The following is a 25,959-nucleotide window of genomic DNA, read 5'->3' as shown; positions in this document are numbered from 1 at the left end:
ACGGCACGCGACTGCCCCATGCCCGGCTTTCCCTCCCGCCACTGGTCGCTGCAGGCCGCCCTATCGCGAGAGGAATGGCTCGGAGTATGAGGCAGGATTTGGGGGGCGGGGATTATTTTGTGAATAGCTGTCGTCTCAATGCTTTGAGAGTCCGACACCCCCACCCTGCTCGATTCAACGGACTTAGCTGACGCTAAGTCCTATCTTGCTTCCCTCCCCACAAGGGGGAGGGAGGCGCGGGGGCCAAGCGCCGGTGTTCATCGTCTCCCTCCCCCTTGTGGGGAGGGACCAAGGGTGGGGGTGCTGTCCGTAAATCCAGATGACCGCTGTCGACCCCGATGCGGTCGCAGCTCAATGCTTGAGCTTACTCATTAGCGGACCTAGCTTGGCAAGCCCGGGCGCAGAGCAATAGACATGGTCGGTAAGTCAAATTTTGATCGCGCGTTGATCGACATAGCGTTGGCGAAAAGCGGTGAGGTGGACTTGCCGTACTTTCACGACAGCTTCGTTATCGGCGTACGGCTGGAAGGGCGCAAGGTTGGCGTCACAGTAGAGCAGGAGAACGGCAGGCGCGTTGAACTTTTGTTGCACGGTGTGCGAGCGCTCCACATCGACAATTTCCGACTTGGAAATATCGTGCTGACTTGCCGCATTTTCCGCAACGCTCAGGCGTCCGTTGCGGATTTGGCTCCAATTCTGAAGGGTCTAAAGCCAATCGATCCGGGTCTATGGGAGAATAATGTCGGCTACCCGGACATCATCGCGAGTGAGATCGAACAGGGTCGCGCGGTTCTCTGCATCATCGATGCTACGGTTGGTTGCGAAATGACGGCGCTTTGCGAACGAATAGAACTGAAAGCAGCGGGACTGGGACGCGAGACGCCTGTGCAACAAGCTGCCTGGTAGGCATGCCCGAGGATGACGCCGGTGGGGTGGGGCGATATCGGTGCATAGGCGTTGGACGCTTTCATGGCGGGAAGTCTGCCTCGGCGCCGACCTTCCGCCTTCCACTCTCACATCGACCCGCCCGGGCCCTGCCCCTAGCGAATGCCGCGCGACGTTCTTGCGAGCAGGATGACCGGCAAGATGCCGATGGCGACGATGATCAGGGCCGCAAGCGCGGCGTCTTCATAAGTGCCGCGGGCGGCTTCGCCATAGAGCAATGTGGCCAGGCTTTCGAAGTTGAGTGGCCTCAAAAGCAGGGTTGCGGGCAATTCCTTCATGCAATCCACAAAGACCAGCAGGCCTGCCGCAATTACCGCCGAGCGGGAGAGCGGCAGATGCACCCGCACAAGCGTGCCGGTGGCCGTCTGCCCCAGGGTGCGGGCGGCATGATCATAGGCGGGGGGAATGCGGCTCAGGCCCGCATCGATGCCGCCGGCCGAAATGGCGAGGAACCGGGCGGCATAGGCATAGATGAGGGCCGCGCCCGAGCCGAGCAGCAGCAGGCCCGCCGTGCCGCCGGTCCAGCTGTGCCAGAGATTGCCCACGGTGCGGTCGAGCGCCGCCACGGGGACCAGAATGCCAATGGCCAGCACCGTGCCGGGCACGGCATAGCCAAGCGACGCGATGCGCATGGCCGCCGCTGACCACTTGGCCGTGTGCAGACGCGCCGCATAGGCGACGGCAAAGCCGACCGCGAGAATGACCAGTGTCGCCAGGGCAGACATGCTCACCGTATTGAGCGTGGCGCGCAACAGGCTGGCCGACAGGCCGGCAAATTCGAAGCGCCGCACCGCCGCCACGATGAGATAGAGCGCGGGACCGGCAAAGCCGATGAGAATGGGCGCGATGCCAAGGCCAAAGGCGAAAACGGCAACCGGGCCCGCAAGGGGTTGCCGCTGCATCTGCCGGGCATTCTGGGCGGTGGAGGCGAAGCGCTGCTTGCGGCGGGCCCAGCGCTCCAGCATCAGCACGGCCAGCACGATGGCCAGCATGCCGATGGCAATCTGCGCCGCCCCGGCGAGATCCGTGCGCACGATCCAGGTGGTATAGACGGTGGCGGTGAGAGTCCGTACGCCCAGGAACTGGGAGGCGCCGACATCGTTGAGCACTTCCATCAGCGCCAGCGACACGCCCACCGCAATGGCGGGCCGCGCCAGCGGCAGGGCGACGCGCCAGAAAACGCCCGAGCGGGGCACGCCCAGCGTACGGGCAACCTCTGCCACATTGGCCGCCTGGGTGAGGAACATGGCCCGGGCCGTCAAGTAAACATAGGGGTAGAGCACGAAGCCGAAAACGAGGATGGCACCCCACATGGCCCGGATATCGGGAAGGCGGAATTCGCGCGGGCTGGAATAGCCCAGCACCCACCGCAACACGCCCTGCACCGGGCCCAGCGGGTTGAGAATATCAAGATAGGCATAGGCCATGATGTAGGTCGGCACGGCCAGGGGCAGCAGCAGTGCCCATTCGAGAAATCCGCGGCCACGGAAATCATAGGCCGAAACCAGCCAGGCGGCGCCCGTGCCCACCATGGTGGCGATCAGCCCTGCCCCGGCGAGCAGCACCAGCGTGTTCCACGTCGCCTGCGGCAAGACATGCTGGACGATGTGGCCCCACAGATTGCCGGTATCGGCCAGCGCCACCATGCCGATGGCGCCAATCGGCACAAGCGCCAGAGCCGCCGTGACGATCGCCACGACGGCCCAGGGGCTGATGCCGGTTCGGTGGCCGTTACGGCCACCTGTCAGGGACAGTTCTGCCATGGGGAACAGCGGCAGCCGGAGCTGCCGCCAGTCCAGATCAGTTGCTGAAAGTGTCGAAGTTGACTTCGTCCACCAGCTCGCTGGCGCGGGCCCGGAACGGCAGGACTTCGGTCAGCGACTGCGCATCGGGCTCAAGCGTGCCGAATTCGGCAATGATCGGATGCACTTCCGCCGACGGGGACACGGGATATTCGAAATTGGCTTCGGCATAGAGCTTCTGCGCCTCGTCCGAGACCAGATATTCGAGCAGCTGCACCGCTTCATCGCGATTGGGGGCATGGGCCGCAACGGCCGCACCCGAAACGTTGACCAGGGTGCCACCGCCTTCGAAGGTGGGCAGGATGACCTTGACCGCATCCGACCAGGCCTTCTGCTCGTCGCCGCCGGCGCCGCTGGCCATCAGGCCATAATAGTAGGAATTGCCCACGGCGATGTCGCAGATGCCGGCCGCAATGTCGCGGGCGCCGTCGCGGTCACCACCGGCCGCAGCGCGCGCCTGGTTGGCCTTGATGCCTTCAAGCCAGGTCTTGGTTTCTTCTTCGCCATGCTTGGCCATATAGGCCGCAAACAGGGCGGTGTTATAGGGATGCTGACCCGAGCGGATGCAGAGCTTGCCGCGGAATTCCTCGTCGTCGAGCTGCTCATAGGTGATGGCGTCGAGATCGAGCTCCTTGGCGGCATAGACCACGCGGGCGCGGCCGGACAGCGCGAACCAGTTGCCGTCGGCATCGCGCAGGGCTTCGGGAATGGCGGCCTCGAGCACTTCGGACTCGACCGGCAGGGTGACGCCGGCTTCGACCAGGTCGATCAGCGCACCGAAGTCCACGGCCATCAAGAGATCAGCCGGCGAGCTTTCGCCCTCGGCCTGCACGCGCTCGATCAGCCCGCTTTCGAGGAAGACGGTATTGACGGCAATGCCGGTCTCGGCGGTGAAGGCATCCAGGATCGGCTGGATCAGGCCGGGCTCGCGCGTGGTGTAGATATTGACCTCTTGCGCCAGAGCCGGAACGGCCGCGCTCAGGGCGAACAGGCTGGCAAGGCAAACGGTCTTGATGGTGCTTGGCATGATGAATCCTTGTGACTTCGCAGCAGGGCGCGGGGGCCGTGACCACGCCTTTGCGTGCGGCTAAAGCCATAGTGGACAGCGGAAGTCAATTTATTTTTGCCTAGCTTGGATTCGTTCTAAACTACTGACTGGACGCAATAATTGGAACGAGCGGCCGCCCTATTCCCCGCGCTCGGGGAATATCATGACCTGAGAGGCATTTATGCTGAGAAACACGGTGTCGCCCGGGCCGACATCGTGGCGCGACGTGCCACGCATGACCAGCGGGTGGTCCAGGCCGGCGATAGCCAGGCTGATCTCCTCGATCTCACCCAGGATCAGCCGGTCCATCACCGTGGCCTCAAGCCCGGCCTCGACAATGGACACCGATTGCGGACGCACCAGCACCTTGGGGGCGCCGCCACGATAATCAGGCGAAGGAAAACGCCCCAGCGGCGTTTCCAGCCCCTCCGGGGAGAACCGGGCCGGTATGACATTGACGGGCGAGAAGAACGAGGCGGCATAGGCGGTCCAGGGCGCGTCATAGATCCGCTCCCCAGTGCCCGCTTCGACCAGCTTGCCGCCCTGCATCAAGGCGACCATGTCGCCGATGGCGAGCGCCTCCTCCGGATCATGGGTGACCACCACGGCCGTCATGCCCAGATCGCGGACGATCGAAAGCGTTTCCTGGCGGACCTTGTCGCGCAGGCCCCGGTCCAGATTGGAGAAGGGTTCATCCATCAGCAACAGGCGCGGCTGCGGCGCCAATGCCCGCGCTAGGGCAACGCGCTGCTGTTCCCCGCCCGAGAGCATGTGCGGATAGCGGTCCGCCAGGGCACCGATGCCGATTCTCTCGATAATGTCGGCGATGCGCTTGGCCCGCTGGGCGCGCGGCAGACCGGAAAGGCCGAAGCCTACATTGTCCCAGACGCTCAGATGCGGAAACAGCGCATAGTCCTGGAACATGAAGCCGACGCGGCGATGTTCCGGCTCGACAAAGACGCCATCCCCGGCCACCAGCGTCCCCTCAATGCGGATGCTGCCGGCATCCAGCGTCTCGATGCCGGCGATGGTCCTGAGCAAGGTGGATTTGCCGCAGCCCGAATGGCCGACCAGGCACAGGATCTGCCCAGCGCCGATCTCCAGGGACACGTCCTGCAGCGCCGCGACATCGCCAAAATGGCGCGTCACCCCGGACAGGACCAGCATGGATTGGGCAGAATTCATGGCCTGCTAGTGGCGGCGGCCCGGCCTGCTTGTCAAGAGCAACCCGCGCCCTCAGGCGCTTTGCCGCGCCTCGCCCATGGCCCGCTTGCGGAAGGAATGGGCCCGCCACAATTCGAAGATGTGCTTGGCGTCTTCCTTTTCCAGAGCCTCGAAGCGGGACAGGATCATCTTCTTGTCCGCATCACTGGGCAGATCGCGCCAGGGCAGCGTGCCCACGATGGCCTCGAACAGGTCCGGCGCCATGCCGGAGGCGCGAAGGGCAACGATCACGGCCACATAGTCCTGGCTGGCGAGCCATTTGACGATGATCTCCGGCGACACCTGCAGCAACACCGCCATGGCGGCCGCAGCGTGGTGGCCGTAGCCGAAGCGGGCAAAGCGAGCCAGCGCCCGATCGTCGAGCTGCTTGCGGTCAGCCAGGCCCTTGACCTGATTGTAGGCGACCTTCCACTCCTGCGCGTTGAAGCCAGCGCGGTTGCGGATGCGGTTATAAACCACGGTATTGATCTTGCCGGCGGCGACCGGATCGACATGCCGGTCCATATTCCCCAGTGTCTGCAAGACCTTGCCGGCAACCTGATCAATCTCGCCGCGCAGCGACTTCCAGTCGATATCGCTGCGCCCACGCAGATCGGATGCGATTTCGGCGTCTTCGGTGGCGCGCTGGACCAGTTTCTCCAGGGTCGAGCGATCAAACTCCGCCTTGGGGTTGCGCACAAGCCGCACGACCGAAGCAGTCTGGCCGTGCTCGACGAGAGCCTCGCCAACCCGGTCGGTCAGGGAGGCGCGGCCGGCAATGGCCACGCGATGGTCTTCACTCTGCTTGGAAATAATGTCGATCAGGTCGTCATCGCTGAGCACATTGGAGAATTCGAGCAGTGGCCGCGCCACCTCGATCACGTCATTGGCCAGCTTGAGCACGACCGTGCCCGGTGCCCGCTCGAGCGGAGCGAGGAGCTTGGCCACGTGAACCCGGGCTTCCACTTCGACCAGCTCGGCCAACTGGCACAGCACTTCATCATACTGGGCCACCTGATCGTCGTCGCAGCGGTCCGAGACATAGCTGAACAGCTGTGCCGTGGTACGGAACAATTGCTCGCGCTCTACCTGGTTGTCATCACCATTGAGAACGCGAAAATTTGCAAACGCCCGGTGGCTCTCATCAAGCTCGGTCATAGTCCATCTCCCGGCTTCTGCCGTTAAGTTCGGACCAGACTGCGGCCGCACTTGCTTGTGGGGCCTGAAGGCAGGGCGGGAAAATTGAATCAAATTCTACGCAATTTCCGCAATATCCAGGGCGGCCGGGCACTTGAGCCAGACATTGGCAAAGAAAAAAGCCCCGGAGGATGCATCCTCCGGGGCTCGTTCAGTGCGACCGACCGCGCTTAGTGCAGGTCGAACCGGTCCGCGTTCATCACCTTGTTCCAGGCGGCCACAAAGTCCCTGGTGAACTTCGGTGCAGAATCGGCCTGGCCATAGACTTCGGCAAAGGCACGCAGCTGTGAGTGAGCGCCGAAGATCAGGTCGACCCGGGTACCGGTCCACTTCACCGCGCCGCTCTTGCGGTCGCGTCCTTCATAGATGCCGTCCTCGCCCTCCTTGGGTGCCCAAACCGTGTCCATGGTGAGCAGGTTGAGGAAGAAGTCGTTCGACAGGGTCTCGGGACGCGAGGTGAAGACCCCGTGTTCATTGACCCCTGCCCTGAGCACACGCAGGCCACCCAGCAACACAGTCAGCTCCGGGCCAGTCAGGCCCAGGAGCTGGGCGCGATCGACCATGGCCTCTTCAGGCTGCATGAAAGTGCGCTTGGAATAGTAGTTGCGGAAGGCATCGGCACGGGGTTCGAGGGCCGCAAAGGACGCCGCATCGGTCTGTTCATCCGATGCATCCATCCGACCGGGCGTGAATGGCACCGATACGGCCTGCCCAGCATCCCGAGCCGCCTTCTCGATGCCAGCGGCGCCGGCCAGCACGATCAAGTCGGCCAGCGAGATCTTCTTGCCCCCTGCTGCCGAGGCATTGAAGTCAGCCCGGATGGCTTCGAGCTTTTCAAGAACCTTGGCAAGCTGGGCCGGCTGGTTGACCTCCCAATCCTTCTGCGGCGCGAGGCGAATGCGTGCGCCATTGGCGCCCCCGCGCTTGTCCGACTTGCGGAAGGTCGACGCCGAAGCCCAGGCCGCAGAGACCAACTCGGAAACGGTCAGGCCCGAGGCCAGCACCTTTTCCTTGAGCGCAGCCACATCGGCCTCGTCGACCAGCGCATGGTCGACCGGCGGGATGACATCCTGCCAGATCAGGTCTTCGGCCGGCACTTCCTTGCCCAAATAGCGGGCCTTGGGACCCATGTCGCGATGGGTCAGCTTGAACCATGCGCGAGCGAAGGCGTCGGCGAACTGATCCGGATTCTCGAGGAAGCGGCGCGAAATCTTCTCGTAGACAGGATCGAAACGCAGCGACAGGTCGGTCGTCAGCATGGTCGGACGGCGCTTCTTGCTGGGATCGAATGGATCAGGAATATCGGCTTCCGCCTCCTTGGCCACCCATTGCTTGGCGCCGGCCGGGCTCTGGGTGAGTTCCCACTCATATTTGAACAGGTTCTCGAAGAAGTGGTTGCTCCAGCGGGTTGGCGTCTGGCTCCAGATCACTTCCGGACCACCGGTAATGGTGTCGGCGCCGATACCCGTGCCATGCGTGCTCTTCCAGCCCAGACCCTGTTCGGTAATGTCTGCGCCTTCCGGATCGGCGCCGACAAAGGACGGATCACCCGCGCCATGCGTCTTGCCCAAGGTGTGACCACCGGCAATCAGGGCCACGGTCTCTTCGTCATTCATGGCCATACGGGCAAAGGTTTCGCGGATGTCGCGCGCTGCCAGCACCGGGTCAGGATTACCGTTCGGACCTTCCGGGTTCACATAGATGAGGCCCATCTGGACCGCCGCCAGAGGCTCTTCGAGCTGACGTTCGCCGCTATAGCGGCTATCGCCCAGCCAGGTCCCCTCGGGCCCCCAATACAGTTCCTCGGGCTCCCAGACGTCGGCACGACCGCCGGCAAAGCCGAATGTCTTGAAGCCCATGGATTCGAGCGCGACATTGCCGGTCAGGATCATCAGATCCGCCCAGGAAATGGCGTTGCCATATTTCTGCTTGATCGGCCAGATCAGGCGACGAGCCTTATCGAGATTGGCATTGTCCGGCCAGGAATTGAGCGGCGCGAAGCGCTGCTGGCCCATGCCGGCGCCACCGCGCCCGTCGGTGATGCGGTACGTGCCGGCGCTATGCCAGGCCATGCGGATAAACAGGCCGCCGTAATGGCCGAAGTCGGCCGGCCACCAGTCCTGACTATCGGTCATCAGGGCGCGCAGATCTGCCTTGACCGCATCCAGATCGAGTTTCTTGAACTCTTCGGCATAGTCGAAATCCGGACCCATTGGGTCGGAGAGAGGCGAATTGGTGTGCAGGACCTGGATATCTAGCCCCTCGGGCCACCAGTCGCGATTGCGCGGGCCGCGACCGGCTCCACCATGCGGGAACGGGCATTTGCCAGCTTCAGATTTCGGATTGGGATCGGTCATGGGGGCCTCCTGGGAAGATATTGATGCGTTATAGGGGGGTGACATCGATTAGACCAATCGATAATTCTTCCTAGATCGATAGGAAAAACCAATTATGACAATCACCCTCAGGCAGATGCGCTATGCGGTCGCAGTCGCAGAAACCGGCCATTTCGGCCGTGCCGCAGAGTCATGCGCGGTCTCCCAACCGGCATTGTCCCAGCAGATTCTGGCATTGGAAGGGTTATGCGGCACGCCGCTATTCGACCGGCTGAAGACAGGCGTCCGCCCGACCCCCTTCGGGCGGGAATTCGTCACCATGGCCCGTGAGACCCTGAAAAGCACCGAGGCGCTGGAAGCCTTCGCAATCGGCCATGCCGGCAAGCCGACACGCGCGCTGCGTTTCGGGCTCATTCCAACAGTCGCACCTTATCTGTTGCCCGAGATTTTTCCGGCGCTGACCCGGGATTTGCCAGACCTGACATTCACCATCAGCGAGAGCCGGACCGATGCACTGCTCGATGGCCTGCGCGAGGGGAGCCTGGACGTTGCCCTGATCGCAACCGAACCGGCGGCAGGCGGCCCCCGGCTGACCGACGCACCGCTGTTCGAGGACAATTTCGTGCTCGCCACGCCCCGCGGCGAAAAGACCCCGGCGCCGCTGTCGCTGTCGACCTTGCCGCCGGAGCGCATATTGTTGCTCGACGAGGGTCACTGTTTCCGCGACCAGACGATTTCCGCCTGCCGGCTCGAAGGTGAGCGCGGTGCCAAGACCTTTGCGGCGACCTCACTGTCGACAATTGTAGAATTCGTCGCCAATGGTCAGGGTGTGACGCTGTTGCCCGAAATTGCCCTGCGCAAAGAGGCCAACGACCCGCGCATAGCCATTCACCCCCTCGACGAGCCGGATGCCGGCCGGCAATTGCGCCTGGTCTGGCGCGAGGCGACACCCTTTGCCGCCACCTTCCAGGGCATCGCCGAGGTGATCCGGAAGACCCGCGCCGGCGGCAACGCTAGACGGCCAGGCGCCGCCGCTGGCTGAAGCTGTCCCAGGAGAAAACCATCAAGGACAGCCAGATCAACGCAAAGCTGAGCATGCGCAGGGGATTGAGCGCCTCCCCGAACAACAGGATCGCCAGCAGGAACTGGATGGACGGCGCCAGATACTGGAACATGCCGATTGTCGTCAGCCGCAGCCGCCGGACCCCATAGGCAAACAGCAAGAGCGGCACCGCGGTGGCCGGGCCCGTCGCGATGAGCAGGAGCATGAGGGTCGGATCGGCATGAACCCCGACGCCATTGCTGACGATATCATAGACGACATAGGCCATGGCGAAGGGGGCAACGACGAGAGCCTCGGCGAACAGGCCGGTGGCCGGGCCCGCCTGTGCGGTCTTGCGGATAAAGCCATAAAACCCGAACGAAAACGCCAAACCCAAAGCGATCATCGGCACCCGACCGATGCCGGCGGCCTGGATCAGGATGGCGACCGCCGCAATGGCAATGGCGATGGTTTGCAGGCGGTTCTGCCGCTCGCCCAGCAGCACCATGCCGATGGCCACATTGACCAGCGGATTGATGAAATAGCCAAAGCTCGCCTCGAGCACCTGCCCCGATTCCACCGCCCAGACATAGAGCAGCCAATTACCCACCAGCAGCGTGGCGGAGAGCGCAATGACCCGCATGCGACGAGGATCGGTCAGCACCGCCCTGACCTCGCCGGACCCCGCCGTCACGCCGATGATGACCGCCAGCAGCACCAGCGACCACAGCGTCCGCTCGGCCACGATCAGCACCGAACCCGCCTGCTCCAGCAAGTGAAACAGGATCGGCAGGAAGCCCCACAGCAGATAGGCCGATAGAGCCGAGGCCACGCCCTTGCGCGTTTCGGTGGTATCGGCGGCACGTGTCGTGACGCTGTCGACAGCGACTTCGGGTGCTTGTTCGGGAAGGGTCATGGAAAGTCTCCGCACCACAATGCGGGGTGCCTGCTCCTGTAACAGGCTGGGCCGATCGCCACCAATCAGAGTTTGTGATCGACAACCCTTGCAAAGGTGATGGCTTCGTCCCAACCTTTAAAGATGTCGGACGTTTGGCCTCAAGAAGCGCCGATTGACCAGCCGCGCTTCGGACCCGTCCAAATACGAGGAGTCGCAGATGAAGAAGACAGTGACCTGGATCCTGATCGCCGATGGCACCCAGGCCCGTGTGCTCGAGCACACCGGACCGGGCAAGGGGCTGACGACCGTCAAAGGCCTGGACTGGTCCATCCCGCCGCTTCAGACCCAGGACATCAATGCCGACCGGCCCGGCCGCAGCTTCTCCTCGGTGGGTCCGGGCCGCAGCGCCATGGAGCCCAAAACCGACCCCGCCGACCATCGCGAAGCCGAGTTCGTGCGCTCGGTGGCCGGGGTTCTGGAAGAGAAGGCCAAGTCCGGCGCTTATGACCGGCTGGTGATCGCCGCCGCCCCCATCGCGCTGGGCAATCTGCGCAAGGTGCTCTCCGAGCATGTCAAGAAAACGGTGGTTGCCGAGCTGAACAAGGACCTCACCAACGTGCCCACCCCGCAACTGGACAAGCATTTGGACGGCATTATCGCCGTCTAGCCTGGAAAAGCAAAATAACTGTTCAGTTTCAATCGCTTGACCGGAGAAGGTGAATCAGGCCGAAAACGTCCTGAATCAGTTTTTCAGCGAGCTGATTCAATCTCTGAACGAGATGAATCGATGCACAAGGCCGGCGGCACGGGATTTGACCCTGTGCCGCTACTGATCTGAATCCAAATCGCTTTCGTCGCCGGCGAGGGCGTCGAGAAACTGCAGCAGCAGCGAATTGACGAGATCGGGGCGCTCGATACTCGGAATATGCGCCACGCCCTCCAGAACCACGGCAAAGGCATTGGGCATGGTTTCCGAAAGCGTATCGTGCCGCTCGACCAGAGCCGTGAAATCCTCATCGCCGACAATCAGCAGCGCCGGCGCGGACACCGCCTCCATGCGCCCCCAGGCGTCTGGTGGCGCTTCCTCCTGATTGAGCGGCGGCTTGCCCAGGGCACGGGCGTTCATGTCCAGAAACAGCTCGCGAACGGCACCACCCACCCGACCGCTCCGCGTCCGCGGACCATCGAGCCATTCATGCGCCTGCACCCGGTTGAGCAAGTCGATATCGCCGCGCTCCCAGGCGTCCTCCTCGGCCATCTCGATGGCGCGCTCTTCATCGGTGACGCTCCAGGGCGCACCGGTGATCGAGGTGCCGACCAGCACCAGCCCGATGACGCGGCCGGGATGGGCCAGCGCGAAATCCACCGCCAGGCCACCGCCCATCGAACAGCCCACCAGCACCGCCGCATGGATATCCATTTCATCGAGCAGGGCTTCAAGGTCGTCTAGATGGCTGAAGGGTTCGTTTTCGCTGACGGTCTCGCCATAGCCGCGCCGGTCATAGGCGATCGCATGCCAGCCGGCATCGGCAGCCGCCTGCATCTGGTCGAGCCACATGCGCTTGTCACAGACCCCGGCATGGAGGAATACGACGGGGAGACCCTCCCCCTGCTCGAGACCAGCCAGCGTGGCGCCGCCGATCTCGAAGGAGAAGGGGTCGGCGGTCATTGCATCAGCGCGGCGCAGAACTTGGTGCCGTCCTTGTCACCGACCCAGCAACCGGCCTCGCCCTCGATCGGCACGAAGCGCCCCAGCTCCTCGGGATAGCGCCCGGGCTGCGGATTGGCCGGAATGAGATAGCCCAGGCCTTCGCCATTGGCTTCATGCGCGAACACAAAAGTTTCTCCGCTCGGCAGCGCAAAGGTGATGCCGCCACCATCGACCGTCACGTCACAGTCAAATGCATCCTGCCCCGTGATCGAACATTGCCCCGGCGCAGCCATGGCCGGAACGGCGAGGGCAAGGCTGACCAGCAGCGCCGCCCCCGACACGAAACTCTTCATACAGTCCCCCAAGAACCGATTATGCTGGAGCACGGCTCCGTCACGCGCACTCTATTGCAGAAAGCGTGAACAAACCCAATGCTTTTCGCAAGTCGGTGGAGGTTTGGTAAAGGCCGCCAGCCGCCTCACGGATGCAGCGCAAGGACCTCGCCGAGCGCGCGTTCCACTTCGGCCTGGGTATATGGCTTGGCGATGACCGGATAGGACTGCCATTCCGGTGGCAGGCCCTCACGCCCGTAACCGGTGGCAAACAGGATGGGCACACCGCGGCTTGCCAAAATCTGGGCCACGGGAAAGACCTGCACGCCACCCAGATTCACGTCGAGAATAGCCACGTCAGGCAACTCGGTGCTGGCCGCCAGGCGCTCGGCATCAGCCAGGCGCATGGCCTGGGCGATAATGGACCAACCCATCTGGTCGAGCATGTCCTCAAGATTGATGAGGACCAATGACTCGTCTTCAACCACGAAGGCTTTGCGCCGGATGCTAGACAAGGGCCGCCTCCCCTTCGCGATAGGCGGCATGGGGAATGGCCAGTCGCGCCGTGAGCCCGTTGGCATAATCCAGTTCCAGCCCCCCGCCCAGCTCACCGGTGATCACCATGTGCAATAGCCGCGAGCCGAACCCCTTGCGGGCCGGTCCGGCCGGCGCCGGGCCATTGCGTTCCACCCATTCGATCACCAGCTGGTCATCCTCATCCTCATGCCAGTTCACCGCCAGACTGCCCTCGGGGACCGACAAGGCACCATGCTTGACGGCATTGGTGGCTAGTTCGTGCAGGACCAGCGCCAGCGCCACAGTCGCCTTGGCATTGACTACCAGCACCGGGCCACCATACTGCACCTGCTCGCTGCCAAAGGCGCTCAGCTCCTGGCAAACCAGATGACCGATCTCGGTATCGTGCCATTGCCGGTTGCTCAGCATGGTATGGGCATTCGACAGCGCCTTGATGCGCGCTTCGAGCGACTGACGTGCCTGCCCGACATCGTCGGCATTGCGTAGGGTCTGGGTGGCGATGGACTGCACCGTGGCCAATGTGTTCTTGACCCGATGGTTCAGCTCGTCGATCAGCAACCGCTGCCGCCGCGTAGCCCGCACCGCCTCCGTCCGGTCCATGCCCTGGACGAAAACGCCGGTGATATTGCCAGCCCCATCCCGGATGGGATTGTAGGAAAAATCGAGAAACGTCTCTTCCGCCGGCCGGCCGGGCTCATTCTCCAGCATCACCCGCGCCCCTTCAGCGGCGTGCACATGGCCCTCCCGATAGACCCGGTCCAACACATCGACGAAACCCTGCTCGATGACCTCGGGCAGTGCCTTGGCAATCGGCTGGCCGACAACGTTGCGCCCACCGATCAGCCGGACATAGGAATCGGAGGTGAAGGTGAAGACGTGGCTGGGACCCGACAATACGGCAAAGAAAGCCGGGGCCTGCTGGAACAGCCGCCGGAACTCGGCGCTGGCAGCCTCGGTTTCCCGTGTCCGTTCGATCAGCCGCGTCGCCGCCGAGATCGAGGTATAGGGCAGTGTCGTGGCCTCGCGCATGCGCACCAGTTCGGTGACGTCCACCGTGTTCTGCATCACATAGGCGGTGGTGCCGTCGGGGCCTGTCAGCGGCACATGCACCGCCGTCCAATAGCGATTGGTCACCGTGCCGTCGGGCAGCACCAGGGGATAGTTGATATAGGCGATGGTGTCGGGCTCTCCCGTCGCCAGAACGTGCTCGAAAGACGCCCGCAGGCGCTTCCCCTCCTCCCCTTCATTGGGAAACAGATCGAAGAGGTTATTGCCCTCAAGCGCAGAAAAAGGCGTACCCACCACGGCCTCATAGGCGGGATTGGCCGCCACGTAGCGCAAATCGCGATCAAGGATCATGAACGGGCTGGGCAGCGCCTGAAAGATGCGCGCAAAGTCCAGCTCAGCCATGTGCAAAACGCCCCCGAAGTCATGCGGAGAAAACCACCCCGCCGGAGCAACTTAACGCAATATGCAGCGGATGGTTCCCCTGAATTGGGATTTCTTACGGGAGAGCTGATCTAGTGAAAGGGGCGCGGCTCTCGCCGCGCCCTTCACACGCTTATCGCGTCAGCGGCTTATAGGTCGCGCGCTTCGGGTTGACCGCGTCGGCACCGAGGCGGCGGACCTTGTCGGCCTCATAGTCCTGGAAATTGCCTTCGAACCATTCGACATGGCTGTCGCCCTCGAAGGCCAGCATGTGGGTCGCCAGGCGATCGAGGAACATGCGATCGTGGCTGATGATGACGGCGCAGCCGGCGAATTCCTCCAGCGCCTCTTCGAGCGCGGCGAGGGTTTCGGTGTCGAGGTCGTTGGTCGGCTCGTCGAGGAGGAGAACGTTGGCGCCACTCTTGAGCATCTTGGCCAGGTGCACGCGGTTGCGCTGACCGCCGGACAGATTGCCCACCTTCTGCTGCTGGTCGCCGCCCTTGAAGTTGAAGGCCGAAGTATAGGCCCGGCTGTTCATCTCGCGCTTGCCCAGCGTGATGATGTCATTGCCGCCCGAGATTTCTTCCCACACGGTCTTGTTGGGGTCGAGCGCGTCTCGGCTCTGATCGACATAGCCCAGATGCACGGTCTCCCCGACGGTGATTGAACCGCCATCGGGCTTTTCCTGACCGGTCAGCATGCGGAAAAGCGTGGTCTTGCCAGCGCCGTTCGGCCCGATAATGCCGACAATGCCGCCAGCCGGCAGCTTGAAGGAGAGATCCTCGATCAGCAGGCGATCGCCAAAGCTCTTGGACAGGTTTTCGACCTCGATCACGTTCTGGCCCAGGCGTTCGCCGGGCGGAATGATGATCTGGGCGCTGGAGGACTGGGTGCGGGCCTCGTTGACCTTGACCAGTTCGTCATAGGCGCGGATACGCGCCTTGGACTTGGCCTGGCGGGCCTGGGGCGACTGGCCCATCCATTCCTTTTCGCGGTTAAGCACCTTGAGGCGCGCTTCATCCTCGCGCTGCTCCTGGGCAAAGCGCTTGGACTTGGCCTCGAGATAGGCCGAATAATTGCCCTCATAGGGAATGCCGCGGCCGCGGTCGAGCTCAAGAATCCAGCCCGTGACATTGTCGAGGAAGTAGCGGTCGTGGGTGATGATCAGCACCGCGCCTTCGAATTCGCGCAGGTGCCGTTCGAGCCAGGCGGTCGTCTCGGCGTCGAGATGGTTGGTCGGTTCGTCCAGCAGCAGCAGGTCGGGCTTGGAGAGCAGCAGGGCGCAGAGCGCGACGCGGCGCTTCTCACCGCCCGAGAGCTTGGTCACGTCGGCGTCGCCCGGCGGGCAGCCGAGGGCTTCCATGGCCACTTCCACCTGGGATTCGAGATCCCACAAGTTCTGCGCGTCGATGATGTCCTGCAGCTTGGTCGCCTCGTCGGCGGTCTCGTCGGAATAATTCATCATCAACTCGTTGTAGCGGTCGACGATGTCCTTCTTCTCCTTGACGCCGGTCATCACATTGCCCAGCACGTTGAGCGCCGAATCGAGCTGCGGTTCCTGGGCGAGGTAGCCCACCCGCGCACCCTCGGCGACCCAGGCTTCACCAGTAAACTCGGTTTCGATACCAGCCATGATCTTGAGCAGCGTCGACTTGCCCGAGCCATTGGGGCCCAGAACACCAATCTTGGCATCGGGGTAGAAGGAGAGATGGATATTATCCAGCACCTTCTTGCCGCCCGCATAGGCCTTACTCATTCCGTGCATGTGATAGATGAACTGGCGCGCCATGGCGTCGGGACCTCTTTGGGAGTGTTCGAAGATTGGCGCCTATGTAGGGCATGCGTTGGTATGACGCAATCGCCGCACCCGGGCTGGCGGGAACAATCCCCCAGGCTAGCGGGTTTGACCAAAAAGCGTCAGGACCCACCTCATGGCCAATCTCTGGTACAAGAACGCCATCATCTATTGCGTTGATGTCAAAAGCTTCATGGATGCCAATGGCGATGGCACCGGGGATTTCATCGGCCTTGCGGACCGGCTCGACCACCTGGAGCGCCTGGGCGTCACCTGCATCTGGCTCAACCCTTTCTATCCCTCCCCGCGCCGCGACAACGGCTACGATATTTCGGACTATTACGGCATCGATCCGGACCTCGGCACGCTGGGCGACTTCGTGGAATTCATCCACGCCGCCGAAGACCGGGGCATGCGGGTCATCGTCGATCTCGTGGTCAACCACACCTCCGACCAGCATCCCTGGTTCCAGGCGGCGCGGTCGGACCCGAAATCGCCGTTTCGGGACTGGTATGTGTGGCGCGACGAAAAGCCGGACAATGCGGGGGACGGCATAGTCTTCCCGGGCGTGCAGACCTCGACCTGGACCTATGACCAGGCCGCCAAGGCCTGGTACATGCACCGCTTCTACAGGTTCCAGCCCGATCTCAACACCACCAACCCGGCGGTGCGCGCCGAGATTCTCAAGATCATGGGCTTCTGGCTGGCGCTGGGTGTCTCCGGATTCCGGGTGGACGCGGTGCCGTTCCTGATCGAGCCGCGTGGGGTGCTCACCGACAAGCCGGTGGCCGACCCGCATGCCATGCTCACCGAAATCCACGACTTCCTCTCCTGGCGCAAGGCCGAGGCGATCCTGCTGGCCGAAGCCAATATCCGCTACGAGGACGCTGACCTCTATTTTGCCGCCGGCGACCGCATGACCATGGTCTTCGACTTTGTCGGCAACGAACAGCTGTTTCTCTCGCTGTCGCGCCAGACGGCGGCCCCTCTGCGGCGGGCGCTGGCATCGCGTCCGGAGCCGGGCGGCATGGGGCAATGGGCGGTGTTCCTGCGCAATCACGACGAGCTGAACCTGGGCGGCCTCACCGAGCAGGAGCGGCAGGATTGCTTCGATGCCTTCGGTCCCGAACCAAGGATGCAGATCTACGACCGCGGGCTGCGCCGCCGCCTCGCCTCCATGTTCGATGGCGACCAGGCACGGCTCAAAATGGCATTCTCGCTCTTGCTGGCCCTGCCCGGCACCCCGGTCATCTGGTATGGCGACGAGATCGGCATGGGCGAGGATTTGTCGCTGCCCGAGCGCGAGGCGGTGCGGACGCCGATGCAGTGGTCGCCCCGGGCCAACGGGGGCTTTTCCGATGCGCCAAAGAGCCGGCTGATCCGCCCGGTCATCGACAAGGGCAAGTTCGGCTACAGCCAGGTCAACGCGGCGCTGGAGACCCAGCACCGCGACACCTTCTTCCACGCCGTGGCCGACATGATCTCGGCGCGGCGGTCCTCCCCCGAGATCGGCTGGGGCGGCGTTGACATCATCGATATCGGGGACGACGAGGTCCTGGTGCTCTCAAGCAGCTGGCGCGGCAACCGGGTGATCACCGCCCATAATTTCTCGAACCAGCCCAAGACCTTCCACCTCAAGGATGAAGGCATAGAGGAGATGATGCCGATGCTGACCGAATCCCCCTCAGGCCCCATGGCCGGCGATGACGACATCTCGCTCTCGCCCTATGGCTATTGCTGGCTGCGCTGCAATGGCGAGCGGCGCTAAAGCTCGGCCAGCAGCCACTGCCCTATCGGCCAGGTGGCCGCAAAATGGGTCGCGCAAAGGTCAGCGAAACCCGGTTCATAGGCGACCGCTCCGGGCAGGGTGATTGTTGCTGTCAGCCCCTCATAGAGCAGATATTCGGCCCGCTCCGGCTCGGCTTCGAAGCCGCGCGGCGGTTTCTTGCGGGTCTTTTCACCGATGTCGTAGTCGCCGGCCGCCCGCACCTTGGCAATGGCGGCCTGCAGCGCCTTGCCCGAGCGCGGCAGCACGATGGCATGGCGGAAACTATCGAGCGTGTCCTTGTCGAACTGATGCATGCCGGTGCCCAGGAAAACCTGTTCCGGCGTGATGCGCAGATAAAAGCCGGGCGTGTTCCACCCCTTCTTCTCGCCATGCCAGAACCAGAAATCGAGATGGGTTTTGTAAGGCCGCTTGTCCTTGGAAAAGCGCACATCGCGATTGATGCGCATGATCGAACCATTGACGCGCGGTTCGGCGTGTACGTCAGGCGAAATCCCCCGCAACAACGGGGCCATGGCCGACACGAAGAGCTTGCCCGGCTCGACATAGCCGGCCTCATAAAGCGGACGGTTCTCCTCGAACCAGGCCTTCTCGTTGTTTGCGGCAATACCGCTGAGGAACTGCCGAGTGGCGTCCGGAAACTGATCGAAGGCGGCGCTCATCGGCGGAGCCCCATGAAACGGATGGTGTCGTGCAAATCATCTCTCCTCAACCCATTGTCTGCCACGGGCAGGCATTGGGGCAAGTGGAAGATGACCCGCGCAATCGGACACTGTCGTTCGGCACTGCTTCTTGGGCCGGATCGCCCCGATCCGTTCACGTTCCCTCAAACAAACGGATCGGGGCGTATGACCCGGGCGCCCTTGATCACCCGTGCCGGATCGCTCTGGAGCCACAGATATGGCGTGGCGCATGGAGCAGCCTGCCTGATAGCGGCCGAACCCCAGAAGCGGCAAACGCACTCAAGCGCAGGATTTCACGCGGTGCAAGCAATATTTGAACAATTTGACGCCAAGCACTGTTGATGCCTATTTCATGTGCAGAGTGCTCGCCCGACATCGGCTATAGGGGCAGGCCGGAACGAGCTTTGACGCGCCTTATGCTCATATTGGAGTGGATACGCGCTACGCCCGGCAACCGCGCACTCAAGCGCCGATGCAAGCGCTCGAAATCCTCATGGTCCTTGCAGGCCACGCGCAGGATATAGTCGGACTGACCGGCCATCAGGTGGCATTCGAGCACTTCGGGAATGTCTTGCACCGCCGCCTCGAAGGCATCGAGAGCGGCCTCGCTCTGGCTGGTCAGCCCCACCTCGATGAAGAACTGCAAGGCAAAACCGAGGCGCGCCGCATCGAGTTCGGCCCGATAGCCTACGACGTAGCCCGCATCTTCGAGCGCCTTGATCCGCCTGTGGCACGCGGAGGGAGAGAGCCCGATCGCCTCCCCCAGCACCTGCACGCTGCGATTTGAGTCACGCTGCAACTCCCGCAGGAGCTTTCGGTCGGTGGCATCGAACTGCAAGGGCAAAGCGCGGCTCTCCATGCTGGCTGAAAACTGGACCGAGCATGTGGTCCTGCGGGACGACTTGACAAGCACCCCGCAGGAAATCCCCAGACCCGCAGATGCGGCATTCCGAACTTAGTAAACGAACACTATCAGGTCCCGGCCGCTCTGCCGCGCCGCAAACACGCGGTTCGCCCCATAGGAAGAGCGATCCAGCGTCGCCGCCACCAGAGCATCACCGGCAATGGCCGAGCGGAGCGAGTTGCCCAGGCCGGTCTGCCGCAGGGCCGCCGCCAGGTGTGGCCGCAGCTCGGGGCAGACATTGATGCGGCGGATATCGACATTGGTCGCGCGTTGCCAGGATGCATCAATGCGTGTCGAAAGGATCAACCGCTCCAGTTCGGCGGGCGTCACACCGGCACATTGAGCCGTTGCAGCACTGCCGGCGCTGGCAAAGAGCCCTCCGCCACCGCTGCCACCACCAGTCGAACCGTTTCCGCCTGGATTAACACCGGGGTTCGATCCGCCGCCGCCGGACCCACCACCGCCGCCACCACCAAGGCCGACATCGACATCGACCAGGTCTTCGCCGCCCAGACCGAGTCCGAGCGTGGCAGAATTGTTGAGCAGCCCGACATCGGCACTGAGCGTGGACGACCCGCCCGCCCCTACGCTGCCACTGGCGAGGCCATCGCCCAGATTGGCATCAAGCAACTGATTGCCGCCGCCCAAGCCGACATTGGCCACGCCCGATGTCCCGGCATCACCGGAACCAAGGGTAACCAGCGCCCCGCTATCCTGACCGCCGACGATACCAAGCAGAGACTGCGCCTGAACCGGAAACGAGGCCCCTGCCAGCAGAGCGGCAGACACAAAAGCTATTCCCAAGAGTTTCATGATCATCTCCTAAAGTGACACAACGTCACCTTAGAAGACGCCATAAATACCTGGCGAAACTCCAGATAAATCTGGTTTCGATTGATTACATGCTTACTGCATGCAATCTACGAATTCCAGGAATTTAAGGAAGTTTTAGCTGTAGGTAATAATATACGGATATATCCGTAACTGCAATGCAGCACAAAAAGATAGGGCGCGAAACCGAAGTCTCGCGCCCCTCCGGGGCAGCGCACAAAGGAGCGTCAACCTTTGCGGCCAGCCGCCGATCGAATGGCGGAGGCTCTGTTGGCACACCGCCGTTGGCATTCCGGATCGTCAGCGCGTCCGGTTCGCCCACTCAACGATGGTATCGGCAGGGGGTTCCCGCGATTTTGGAAGGGGACGGAAATGTGATCGCGGGTTACCCAGCGGCGGCTGCTACAGCTCGAAGGGCGCCTGCAGAGACTGGATCGCCTTGATGGCCGCAGAGGCGCGATTCTCCACCCCCAGCTTGGTATAGACCTGCTCCAGGTGCTTGTTCACTGTACGCGGGCTCAGCCCCAGGATGTCCCCGATGTCCTTGTTGGACTTGCCGCGGCCGATCCAGAGCAGTACTTCGCTTTCGCGCTGGGTCAGGCCGAACTGCTGGCGCAGGATTTCCTCCTGCCCCTCCTCCTGCGCCCGCGCAATACGGAAGAGGAATTCGTCGCCTCCGACCACGCCCAGGAAGGCAAATTGCAGGTCTTGCGCACCACCGAGGGCAAGATCAAAACCGCCTCCGGGGGTCAACCGCTCGCCCTCGGCCAACCGCCAGGCGACGAACCGTTGTGACATGGCCGGCTGCATCGCTGCATCCAGGCCCGAATGTTCCAGCAGGCGATTGGCTTGCGGGGTCGACCACAGCACCCCGCCATCGGCGCCAAAGGCCACCAGATGACGCCCGGCAGCATCAAGCGCAATGCGCGCACTCTGCGCCCGGCGTGCATTGGCCAAATGCACGCGGATGCGGGCACGCAATTCGTCCACATTGATGGGCTTGGAGAGGTAGTCCACCCCGCCACTTTCCAGCGCATGGACCACATGTTCGGTCTCGGTCAGCCCGGTCATGAAGATGATGGGCACATGGGTGAGCGTGGTCAGCGCCTTCATGCGGCGGCAGGTCTCGAACCCGTCGAGCCCAGGCATCAACGCATCCATCAGCACCACGTCCGGCGTCACCCGCTCCACGATCTTGAGCGCTGCCTCGCCACTGCGTGCCACCAGCACCGTCACGCCGGCCTGTTCGAGGGCCGTCGTCAGGAAGCCGAGCGACTCCGGAGAGTCATCGACCAGAAGGACAATATCCTGTTCCTTCTCAATCCGGCTCATGACCTACCCGCTCCAGCGTCTCGGCAAACCCGTCGAAATCAAAATCCTGCATATGTCGTCTTAGCGCCTCGACCAGGGCAAGGTTGGCCGGATCAGTTGCCAACTCGCCCAGTTTTTCGTCGATCCCCCTGACATGACCGATTTGGCCCAGCGCCGCCAGTGCCTGCAAGTGCTCCGCACCGGGAGAGCGCAGTTTTCGCGGTGCCGGGGCCTTTTCGGGTCTGCTGTCCTCGGCATAGACCCACTCCAACCCCAGGTGCCGGCCCAGCTTGTCGATGAGCTGGCTGAGATCAAATGGCTTGGCCAGTGTGTCATCATGCCCGGCATCGGCGCTGACGGGGTTGGCGCCATCCCCGATATTGGCCGAGAACATGATGATAGGCACGGAGACACCCATGGCACGCAAGCGGCCCAGCAATTCCCAGCCACTCATGCCCGGCATGCGGATATCGAGGAAGAACAGGTCCGGCTTCGCCGACCCAAGCGCATCAAGACAGGATTGGCCATCTCCAGCGGCGATGACGGAGAAACCCAGCGGCTCCAGCATCTCGCGCAGCAATTGACGATGATCCGCATTATCGTCCACCACCATGACGGTCCGCGGCACGCCGAGATAGCCGACAATCTCGCGTACCGGCGCCAGCCGTTTGGCAGGACGCTCCACCTTGGCCAGCATGAGGCGGGCCTGAAACCGCGTCCCCTCTCCCACCGTGCTGGCGACGGTGATTTCACCGCCCAGCGTTTCGGTCAACAGCTTGGTGATGGTGAGCCCGAGGCCCAGCCCGGGGGTGAAGCGATTGCGTTCCGCCTCGCCGCGCACAAAGGGCTCGAACACATGATCCAGATCGGACGGTGAAATGCCGCTGCCGCTGTCTTCCACCGTGAAGCTGGCCACCTGCATACGATAGCCCACGTCGAAGCGGACATAGCCGCTGCTGGTGAACTTGATGGCGTTGGAGAGGAGGTTGACGAGAATCTGCCGCAGCCGCTTTTCGTCTGTGCGGACAAAGACCGGCAGCGCCTCGGAGCGGCTGTGCCGGAATTCCAGCCCCTTGGCCTCGGCCTGAAGGCGGAACATGTCCACGATCTGGTCCAGAAAATCCTGGATGTTCACCTCGCCCGAATAGACCTGCAGCCGCCCCGCCTCAATCTTTGAGATGTCCAGCAGCCCGTCGATCAGGCCCGAAAGGTGTTCAGCGCTGCGGCGAATGACCTGGGCCGATCCGCGCCGGTTTTCCGGCAGCTGCGCGTCGCGCTCAAGGATCTGCGCATAGCCCATAACCGCGTTGAGTGGAGTGCGCAGTTCGTGGCTGAGGCCCACGACATAGCGGCTCTTGGCCTGATTGGCCGCCTCGGCCTTTTCCTTGGCGCGCTGCAATTCGGCGTCGGTCCTGGAGTGCGCGTCGATTTCCTTGAGCAGCAGCGTGTTCTGCCGCGAACTTTCTTCTTCGGCCACCAGGCGGCTGTCATGCGCCAGCACCAAGAACCAGGTCATGACCCCCGCCGCCACCGCCAGCACGAAGAACACCACCAGCAGGGTGCCGCCGACCACTTCAGACGTATGCGGCGCCGAGCGGCTGGCAAAATAATAGATGAGCCCCAATATGCCGCCGAGGATCGCCAGGGCCGACGCCATGGCGATGCCATAGCGTCCCAGCCGCGATTGCAGTTTCTCGATGGCCCATTCGGGCAGGACCGAGGCCGCCACCGCGTGGGTCTGCGCCCGGAAATGCGCATGCGGTTTGCACATGTCGTGGCAGCGCGCATCAAGCGAACAACACAGCGAACAGATCGGCGCCGCATAGGCCGGGCACCAGGCCATGTCCTCGGGCTCGAAGGGATGCTCGCAGATCGAGCAGGTCAGCGTCTCCCTCTCCTGCCACTGCTTGCGCGGCTTGCGGGCCAGATAATACTTGCCCCTGGTAGCCCAGGCGATTGCGGGCGAAGCAATGAAACACACGACCAATGCGATATAGGGCGCCAGCGCCGAGGCGGTCTCCCCGAACGCCCCGAAATGCGCGGTGAGCGCAATGGTCGCCGAAATCAGCATGGAGCCGACCCCGACCGGATTGATGTCGTAGAGGTGGGCGCGCTTGAATTCGATGCCCGGCGGCGCCAGCCCCAGCGGCTTGTTGATGAACAGGTCCGCCGAGATCGTACAGAGCCAGGCCATGGCGATGATCGAGAAGATGCCCAGGGTTTCTTCCAGCAGGCGATAGATGCCCAGCTCCATCAGCAGCAGGGCAATGGCCACGTTGAACAACAGCCAGACGACGCGCCCAGGATGGCTGTGGGTCAGGCGGGAGAAGAAGTTCGACCAGGCCAGCGAGCCCGCATAGGCATTCATGACGTTGATCTTGAGCTGGCTGACGACGACGAACACCGCCATCAGCATCAGCGCCACGAACTCATTGGGGATCATGTAACCAAAGGCGACGGCGTACATATAGCCGGGCTCGGAGGCATGCTCGGGTGACACGCCGGCCGAGAGGGCCAGGAAGGCGAGAAACGAGCCGGCGATCAGCTTTGGCGCGCCCACCACGACCCATCCGGCACCGGCGAGGAATATCCCCAGCTTGTGCCGCCATTTCGGCGCGCCTTCCGCCGGCAGGAAACGCAGAAAGTCCACCTGCTCGCCAATCTGGGTCATCAACGCCAGAATGACCGCAGAGGCGGCACCAAACTTGGCCACTTCGAAGGCGGCAATAGTGCCTGCTGCCCCTTCGGGTTGGCCGAGGCCATTAAAGGCCCGCCACAGGTCGAACTTCTCCCAGTCCATGAAGGCAATGAAGAAGAAGGGCAGGATGTTGAGGACAATCCAGATCGGCTGCGTCAGCATCTGGAACGAGGAGATCATGCGAATGCCGTGCGTCACCAGCGGGATGACCACCAGCGCCGAGATGATGTGGCCGATCCAGAGCGGGATGCCGAAGGCCAGCTCCAGCGCGCTCGACATGATCGAGGCTTCGATGGCGAAGAGGATGAAGGTGAAGCTGGCATAGATCAGCGAGGTGATGGTTGAGCCGATATAGCCAAAGCTCGCCCCACGCGTCAGCAGGTCTACGTCAACACCGTGGCGGGTTGCATAGCGCGAGATCGGGACGCCTACGAGCAAGATGGCCACAGAAGCGACCAGTATCGCGATCAGCGCATTGGAGGTGCCGTAGCTGAGCGTGATCGCCCCGCCAATGGCCTCCAGCGCCAGGAAGGAAATGGCGCCGATCGCTGTCTGCGATATCCGGTCGTTGGAGAAGCGGCGCGCCGACTTGGCGGTGAACCTGAGGGCGTAATCTTCCAGCGTCTGGTTGGCGACCCAGCGGTTATATTCGCGCCTGACGGGAATGATCCGCTGCCGTGCCATACCGCTCAAGCCTTAACCAATTCGCCGCGCTGCCCAAAAAATCGCCAAGGGTTCCTTAGCACGGAATTGGGAAAAATCACGCGGTTTTTCAGGACTTTCAGTCCAAAACCGGAATCAACGCGGCAAGCAGTTACGTCAATCGACGTATAGGGCGAACGTTAAGAGCTGTCCCAGTGTGTTCCCAGGACGCCTCCCGGTGTCTTGAGGGACTCAAACAGGTCTAGAGGGACAATCATGAAGAACTTCAGCGCCAAGAGCGCTTTGCTCGCCGCCGCTCTCGCAGGCAGCGTTTCGCTGGCCGCAGTGCCGGTCATGGCCCAGGACGACACCATCAAGGTGGGCATCCTGCACTCGCTCTCGGGCACCATGGCCATTTCCGAAACCACGCTCAAGGACACCATGCTGTTCCTGATCGAGCAGCAGAATGCCAAGGGCGGCGTGATGGGCAAAATGCTCGAACCCGTCGTGGTCGACATTGCCTCTGACTGGCCGCTGGCCGCCGAACTGGCCCGCCAGCTGATCGAAGTCGATGAAGTCGACGCCGTCTTCGGCTGCTGGACCTCGGTCTGCCGCAAGTCGGTGCTGCCCGTCTTTGAAGAACTGAACAGCCTGCTGTTTTACCCTGTCCAGTACGAGGGTGAGGAATCCCAGCGCAACGTGTTCTACACCGGCGCTTCCCCCAACCAGCAGGCCATTCCGGCCGTCGACTACCTCATGAATGAGGAAGGCGTTGAGCGCTGGGTGCTGGCCGGTACCGACTATGTCTATCCGCAGACCACCAACAAGATCCTCGAGCAGTACCTGCTCGACAAGGGTGTGGCCGCCGAAGACATCATGATCAACTACAC

General features: G+C 62.7%; 21 protein-coding genes. 5 read left to right on the top strand and 16 right to left on the bottom strand.

Features of this window, described 5'->3' with window-relative positions; genetic code table 11:
• Nucleotides 1-414 precede the first annotated feature (414 nt).
• Nucleotides 415-906 (top strand): hypothetical protein, encoded by a 492-nt coding sequence (locus QZ564_RS14790; RefSeq protein ID WP_297111540.1) that lies wholly within the window; start codon nucleotides 415-417, stop codon nucleotides 904-906.
• Between the two features lie 134 nt (nucleotides 907-1,040).
• Here QZ564_RS14790 and QZ564_RS14785 read toward each other — a convergent pair whose 3' ends face one another.
• The 5 genes from QZ564_RS14785 to katG form a co-directional block, all read right to left on the bottom strand.
• The gene (locus QZ564_RS14785) at nucleotides 1,041-2,591 is read right to left on the bottom strand and encodes an iron ABC transporter permease (RefSeq protein ID WP_297111551.1); all 1,551 of its coding nucleotides are present in this window, start codon (nucleotides 2,589-2,591) and stop codon (nucleotides 1,041-1,043) included.
• Nucleotides 2,592-2,745: 154 nt separating this feature from the next.
• Entirely contained in the window at nucleotides 2,746-3,774 is a 1,029-nt protein-coding gene (locus QZ564_RS14780) for an extracellular solute-binding protein (protein ID WP_297111537.1), read from the bottom strand.
• A 159-nt stretch (nucleotides 3,775-3,933) separates the two neighbouring features.
• Nucleotides 3,934-4,980: an ABC transporter ATP-binding protein gene (locus QZ564_RS14775; RefSeq protein WP_297111534.1), complete on the bottom strand. Its 1,047-nt coding sequence runs from the start codon at nucleotides 4,978-4,980 to the stop codon at nucleotides 3,934-3,936.
• Nucleotides 4,981-5,031: 51 nt separating this feature from the next.
• The gene (locus tag QZ564_RS14770) at nucleotides 5,032-6,156 is read right to left on the bottom strand and encodes a DUF2336 domain-containing protein (RefSeq protein ID WP_297111531.1); all 1,125 of its coding nucleotides are present in this window, start codon (nucleotides 6,154-6,156) and stop codon (nucleotides 5,032-5,034) included.
• Between the two features lie 209 nt (nucleotides 6,157-6,365).
• Nucleotides 6,366-8,552, bottom strand: a complete 2,187-nt coding sequence (gene katG / locus QZ564_RS14765) for a catalase/peroxidase HPI (protein ID WP_297111528.1) — start codon at nucleotides 8,550-8,552, stop codon at nucleotides 6,366-6,368.
• Nucleotides 8,553-8,646: 94 nt separating this feature from the next.
• Here katG and QZ564_RS14760 point away from each other — a divergent pair, with 94 nt between their 5' ends.
• Entirely contained in the window at nucleotides 8,647-9,573 is a 927-nt protein-coding gene (locus QZ564_RS14760; protein ID WP_297111524.1) for a hydrogen peroxide-inducible genes activator, read from the top strand.
• On the opposite strand, the gene rarD is transcribed toward QZ564_RS14760, so the two are convergent.
• Nucleotides 9,545-10,489: an EamA family transporter RarD gene (gene rarD, locus QZ564_RS14755; RefSeq protein ID WP_297111522.1), complete on the bottom strand. Its 945-nt coding sequence runs from the start codon at nucleotides 10,487-10,489 to the stop codon at nucleotides 9,545-9,547. The genes QZ564_RS14760 and rarD overlap by 29 nt on opposite strands.
• A 199-nt stretch (nucleotides 10,490-10,688) precedes the next feature.
• Here rarD and QZ564_RS14750 point away from each other — a divergent pair, with 199 nt between their 5' ends.
• Nucleotides 10,689-11,138, top strand: coding sequence for a host attachment protein (locus QZ564_RS14750; protein ID WP_297111519.1), 450 nt, complete (start codon nucleotides 10,689-10,691; stop codon nucleotides 11,136-11,138).
• A 159-nt stretch (nucleotides 11,139-11,297) separates the two neighbouring features.
• Here QZ564_RS14750 and QZ564_RS14745 read toward each other — a convergent pair whose 3' ends face one another.
• From QZ564_RS14745 to ettA, 5 genes are all read right to left on the bottom strand, one after another.
• Nucleotides 11,298-12,140, bottom strand: coding sequence for an alpha/beta hydrolase (locus tag QZ564_RS14745; RefSeq protein WP_297111514.1), 843 nt, complete (start codon nucleotides 12,138-12,140; stop codon nucleotides 11,298-11,300).
• Nucleotides 12,137-12,475 carry a hypothetical protein gene (locus QZ564_RS14740; protein ID WP_297111511.1) on the bottom strand — a complete coding sequence of 113 codons (339 nt, stop codon included), beginning with the start codon at nucleotides 12,473-12,475 and terminating at the stop codon, nucleotides 12,137-12,139. The genes QZ564_RS14745 and QZ564_RS14740 overlap by 4 nt, the downstream gene beginning before the upstream one ends.
• Before the next feature lie 125 nt (nucleotides 12,476-12,600).
• Nucleotides 12,601-12,969 carry a response regulator gene (locus tag QZ564_RS14735; protein ID WP_297111508.1) on the bottom strand — a complete coding sequence of 123 codons (369 nt, stop codon included), beginning with the start codon at nucleotides 12,967-12,969 and terminating at the stop codon, nucleotides 12,601-12,603.
• Nucleotides 12,962-14,401: an HWE histidine kinase domain-containing protein gene (locus QZ564_RS14730; protein WP_297111505.1), complete on the bottom strand. Its 1,440-nt coding sequence runs from the start codon at nucleotides 14,399-14,401 to the stop codon at nucleotides 12,962-12,964. The genes QZ564_RS14735 and QZ564_RS14730 overlap by 8 nt, the downstream gene beginning before the upstream one ends.
• A 151-nt stretch (nucleotides 14,402-14,552) precedes the next feature.
• Nucleotides 14,553-16,208, bottom strand: a complete 1,656-nt coding sequence (gene ettA, locus QZ564_RS14725; RefSeq protein WP_297111502.1) for an energy-dependent translational throttle protein EttA — start codon at nucleotides 16,206-16,208, stop codon at nucleotides 14,553-14,555.
• A gap of 142 nt (nucleotides 16,209-16,350) precedes the next feature.
• On the opposite strand from ettA, the gene QZ564_RS14720 reads away from it, so the two are divergent.
• Complete coding sequence (locus QZ564_RS14720) at nucleotides 16,351-17,982, top strand: alpha-amylase family protein (protein WP_297111500.1); 1,632 nt, start codon at nucleotides 16,351-16,353, stop codon at nucleotides 17,980-17,982.
• Here QZ564_RS14720 and QZ564_RS14715 read toward each other — a convergent pair.
• The 5 genes from QZ564_RS14715 to QZ564_RS14695 all read right to left on the bottom strand — a co-directional run bounded on the left by QZ564_RS14715 (nucleotide 17,979) and on the right by QZ564_RS14695 (nucleotide 25,111).
• Nucleotides 17,979-18,662 (bottom strand): DUF2461 domain-containing protein, encoded by a 684-nt coding sequence (locus QZ564_RS14715; RefSeq protein ID WP_297111497.1) that lies wholly within the window; start codon nucleotides 18,660-18,662, stop codon nucleotides 17,979-17,981. The genes QZ564_RS14720 and QZ564_RS14715 overlap by 4 nt on opposite strands.
• A 400-nt stretch (nucleotides 18,663-19,062) precedes the next feature.
• Nucleotides 19,063-19,527: an Lrp/AsnC family transcriptional regulator gene (locus tag QZ564_RS14710; RefSeq protein WP_297111494.1), complete on the bottom strand. Its 465-nt coding sequence runs from the start codon at nucleotides 19,525-19,527 to the stop codon at nucleotides 19,063-19,065.
• 111 nt (nucleotides 19,528-19,638) lie between these two features.
• Nucleotides 19,639-20,400, bottom strand: coding sequence for a hypothetical protein (locus QZ564_RS14705; RefSeq protein ID WP_297111491.1), 762 nt, complete (start codon nucleotides 20,398-20,400; stop codon nucleotides 19,639-19,641).
• Between the two features lie 420 nt (nucleotides 20,401-20,820).
• Entirely contained in the window at nucleotides 20,821-21,750 is a 930-nt protein-coding gene (locus tag QZ564_RS14700) for a DNA-binding response regulator (protein ID WP_297111488.1), read from the bottom strand.
• Nucleotides 21,737-25,111 (bottom strand): ATP-binding protein, encoded by a 3,375-nt coding sequence (locus tag QZ564_RS14695; protein ID WP_297111548.1) that lies wholly within the window; start codon nucleotides 25,109-25,111, stop codon nucleotides 21,737-21,739. The genes QZ564_RS14700 and QZ564_RS14695 overlap by 14 nt, the downstream gene beginning before the upstream one ends.
• Nucleotides 25,112-25,423: 312 nt before the next feature.
• Here QZ564_RS14695 and QZ564_RS14690 point away from each other — a divergent pair.
• Nucleotides 25,424-25,959 (top strand): transporter substrate-binding protein (locus QZ564_RS14690; RefSeq protein WP_297111545.1); only part of this gene is annotated, 536 nt, incomplete at its 3' end.

This window comes from uncultured Devosia sp. (genome assembly GCF_913055165.1).
GTDB lineage: Bacteria > Pseudomonadota > Alphaproteobacteria > Rhizobiales > Devosiaceae > Devosia.
The sequence above is the reverse complement of the archived record's forward strand: the minus strand, read 5'-3'. Positions and strand labels throughout refer to the sequence as shown.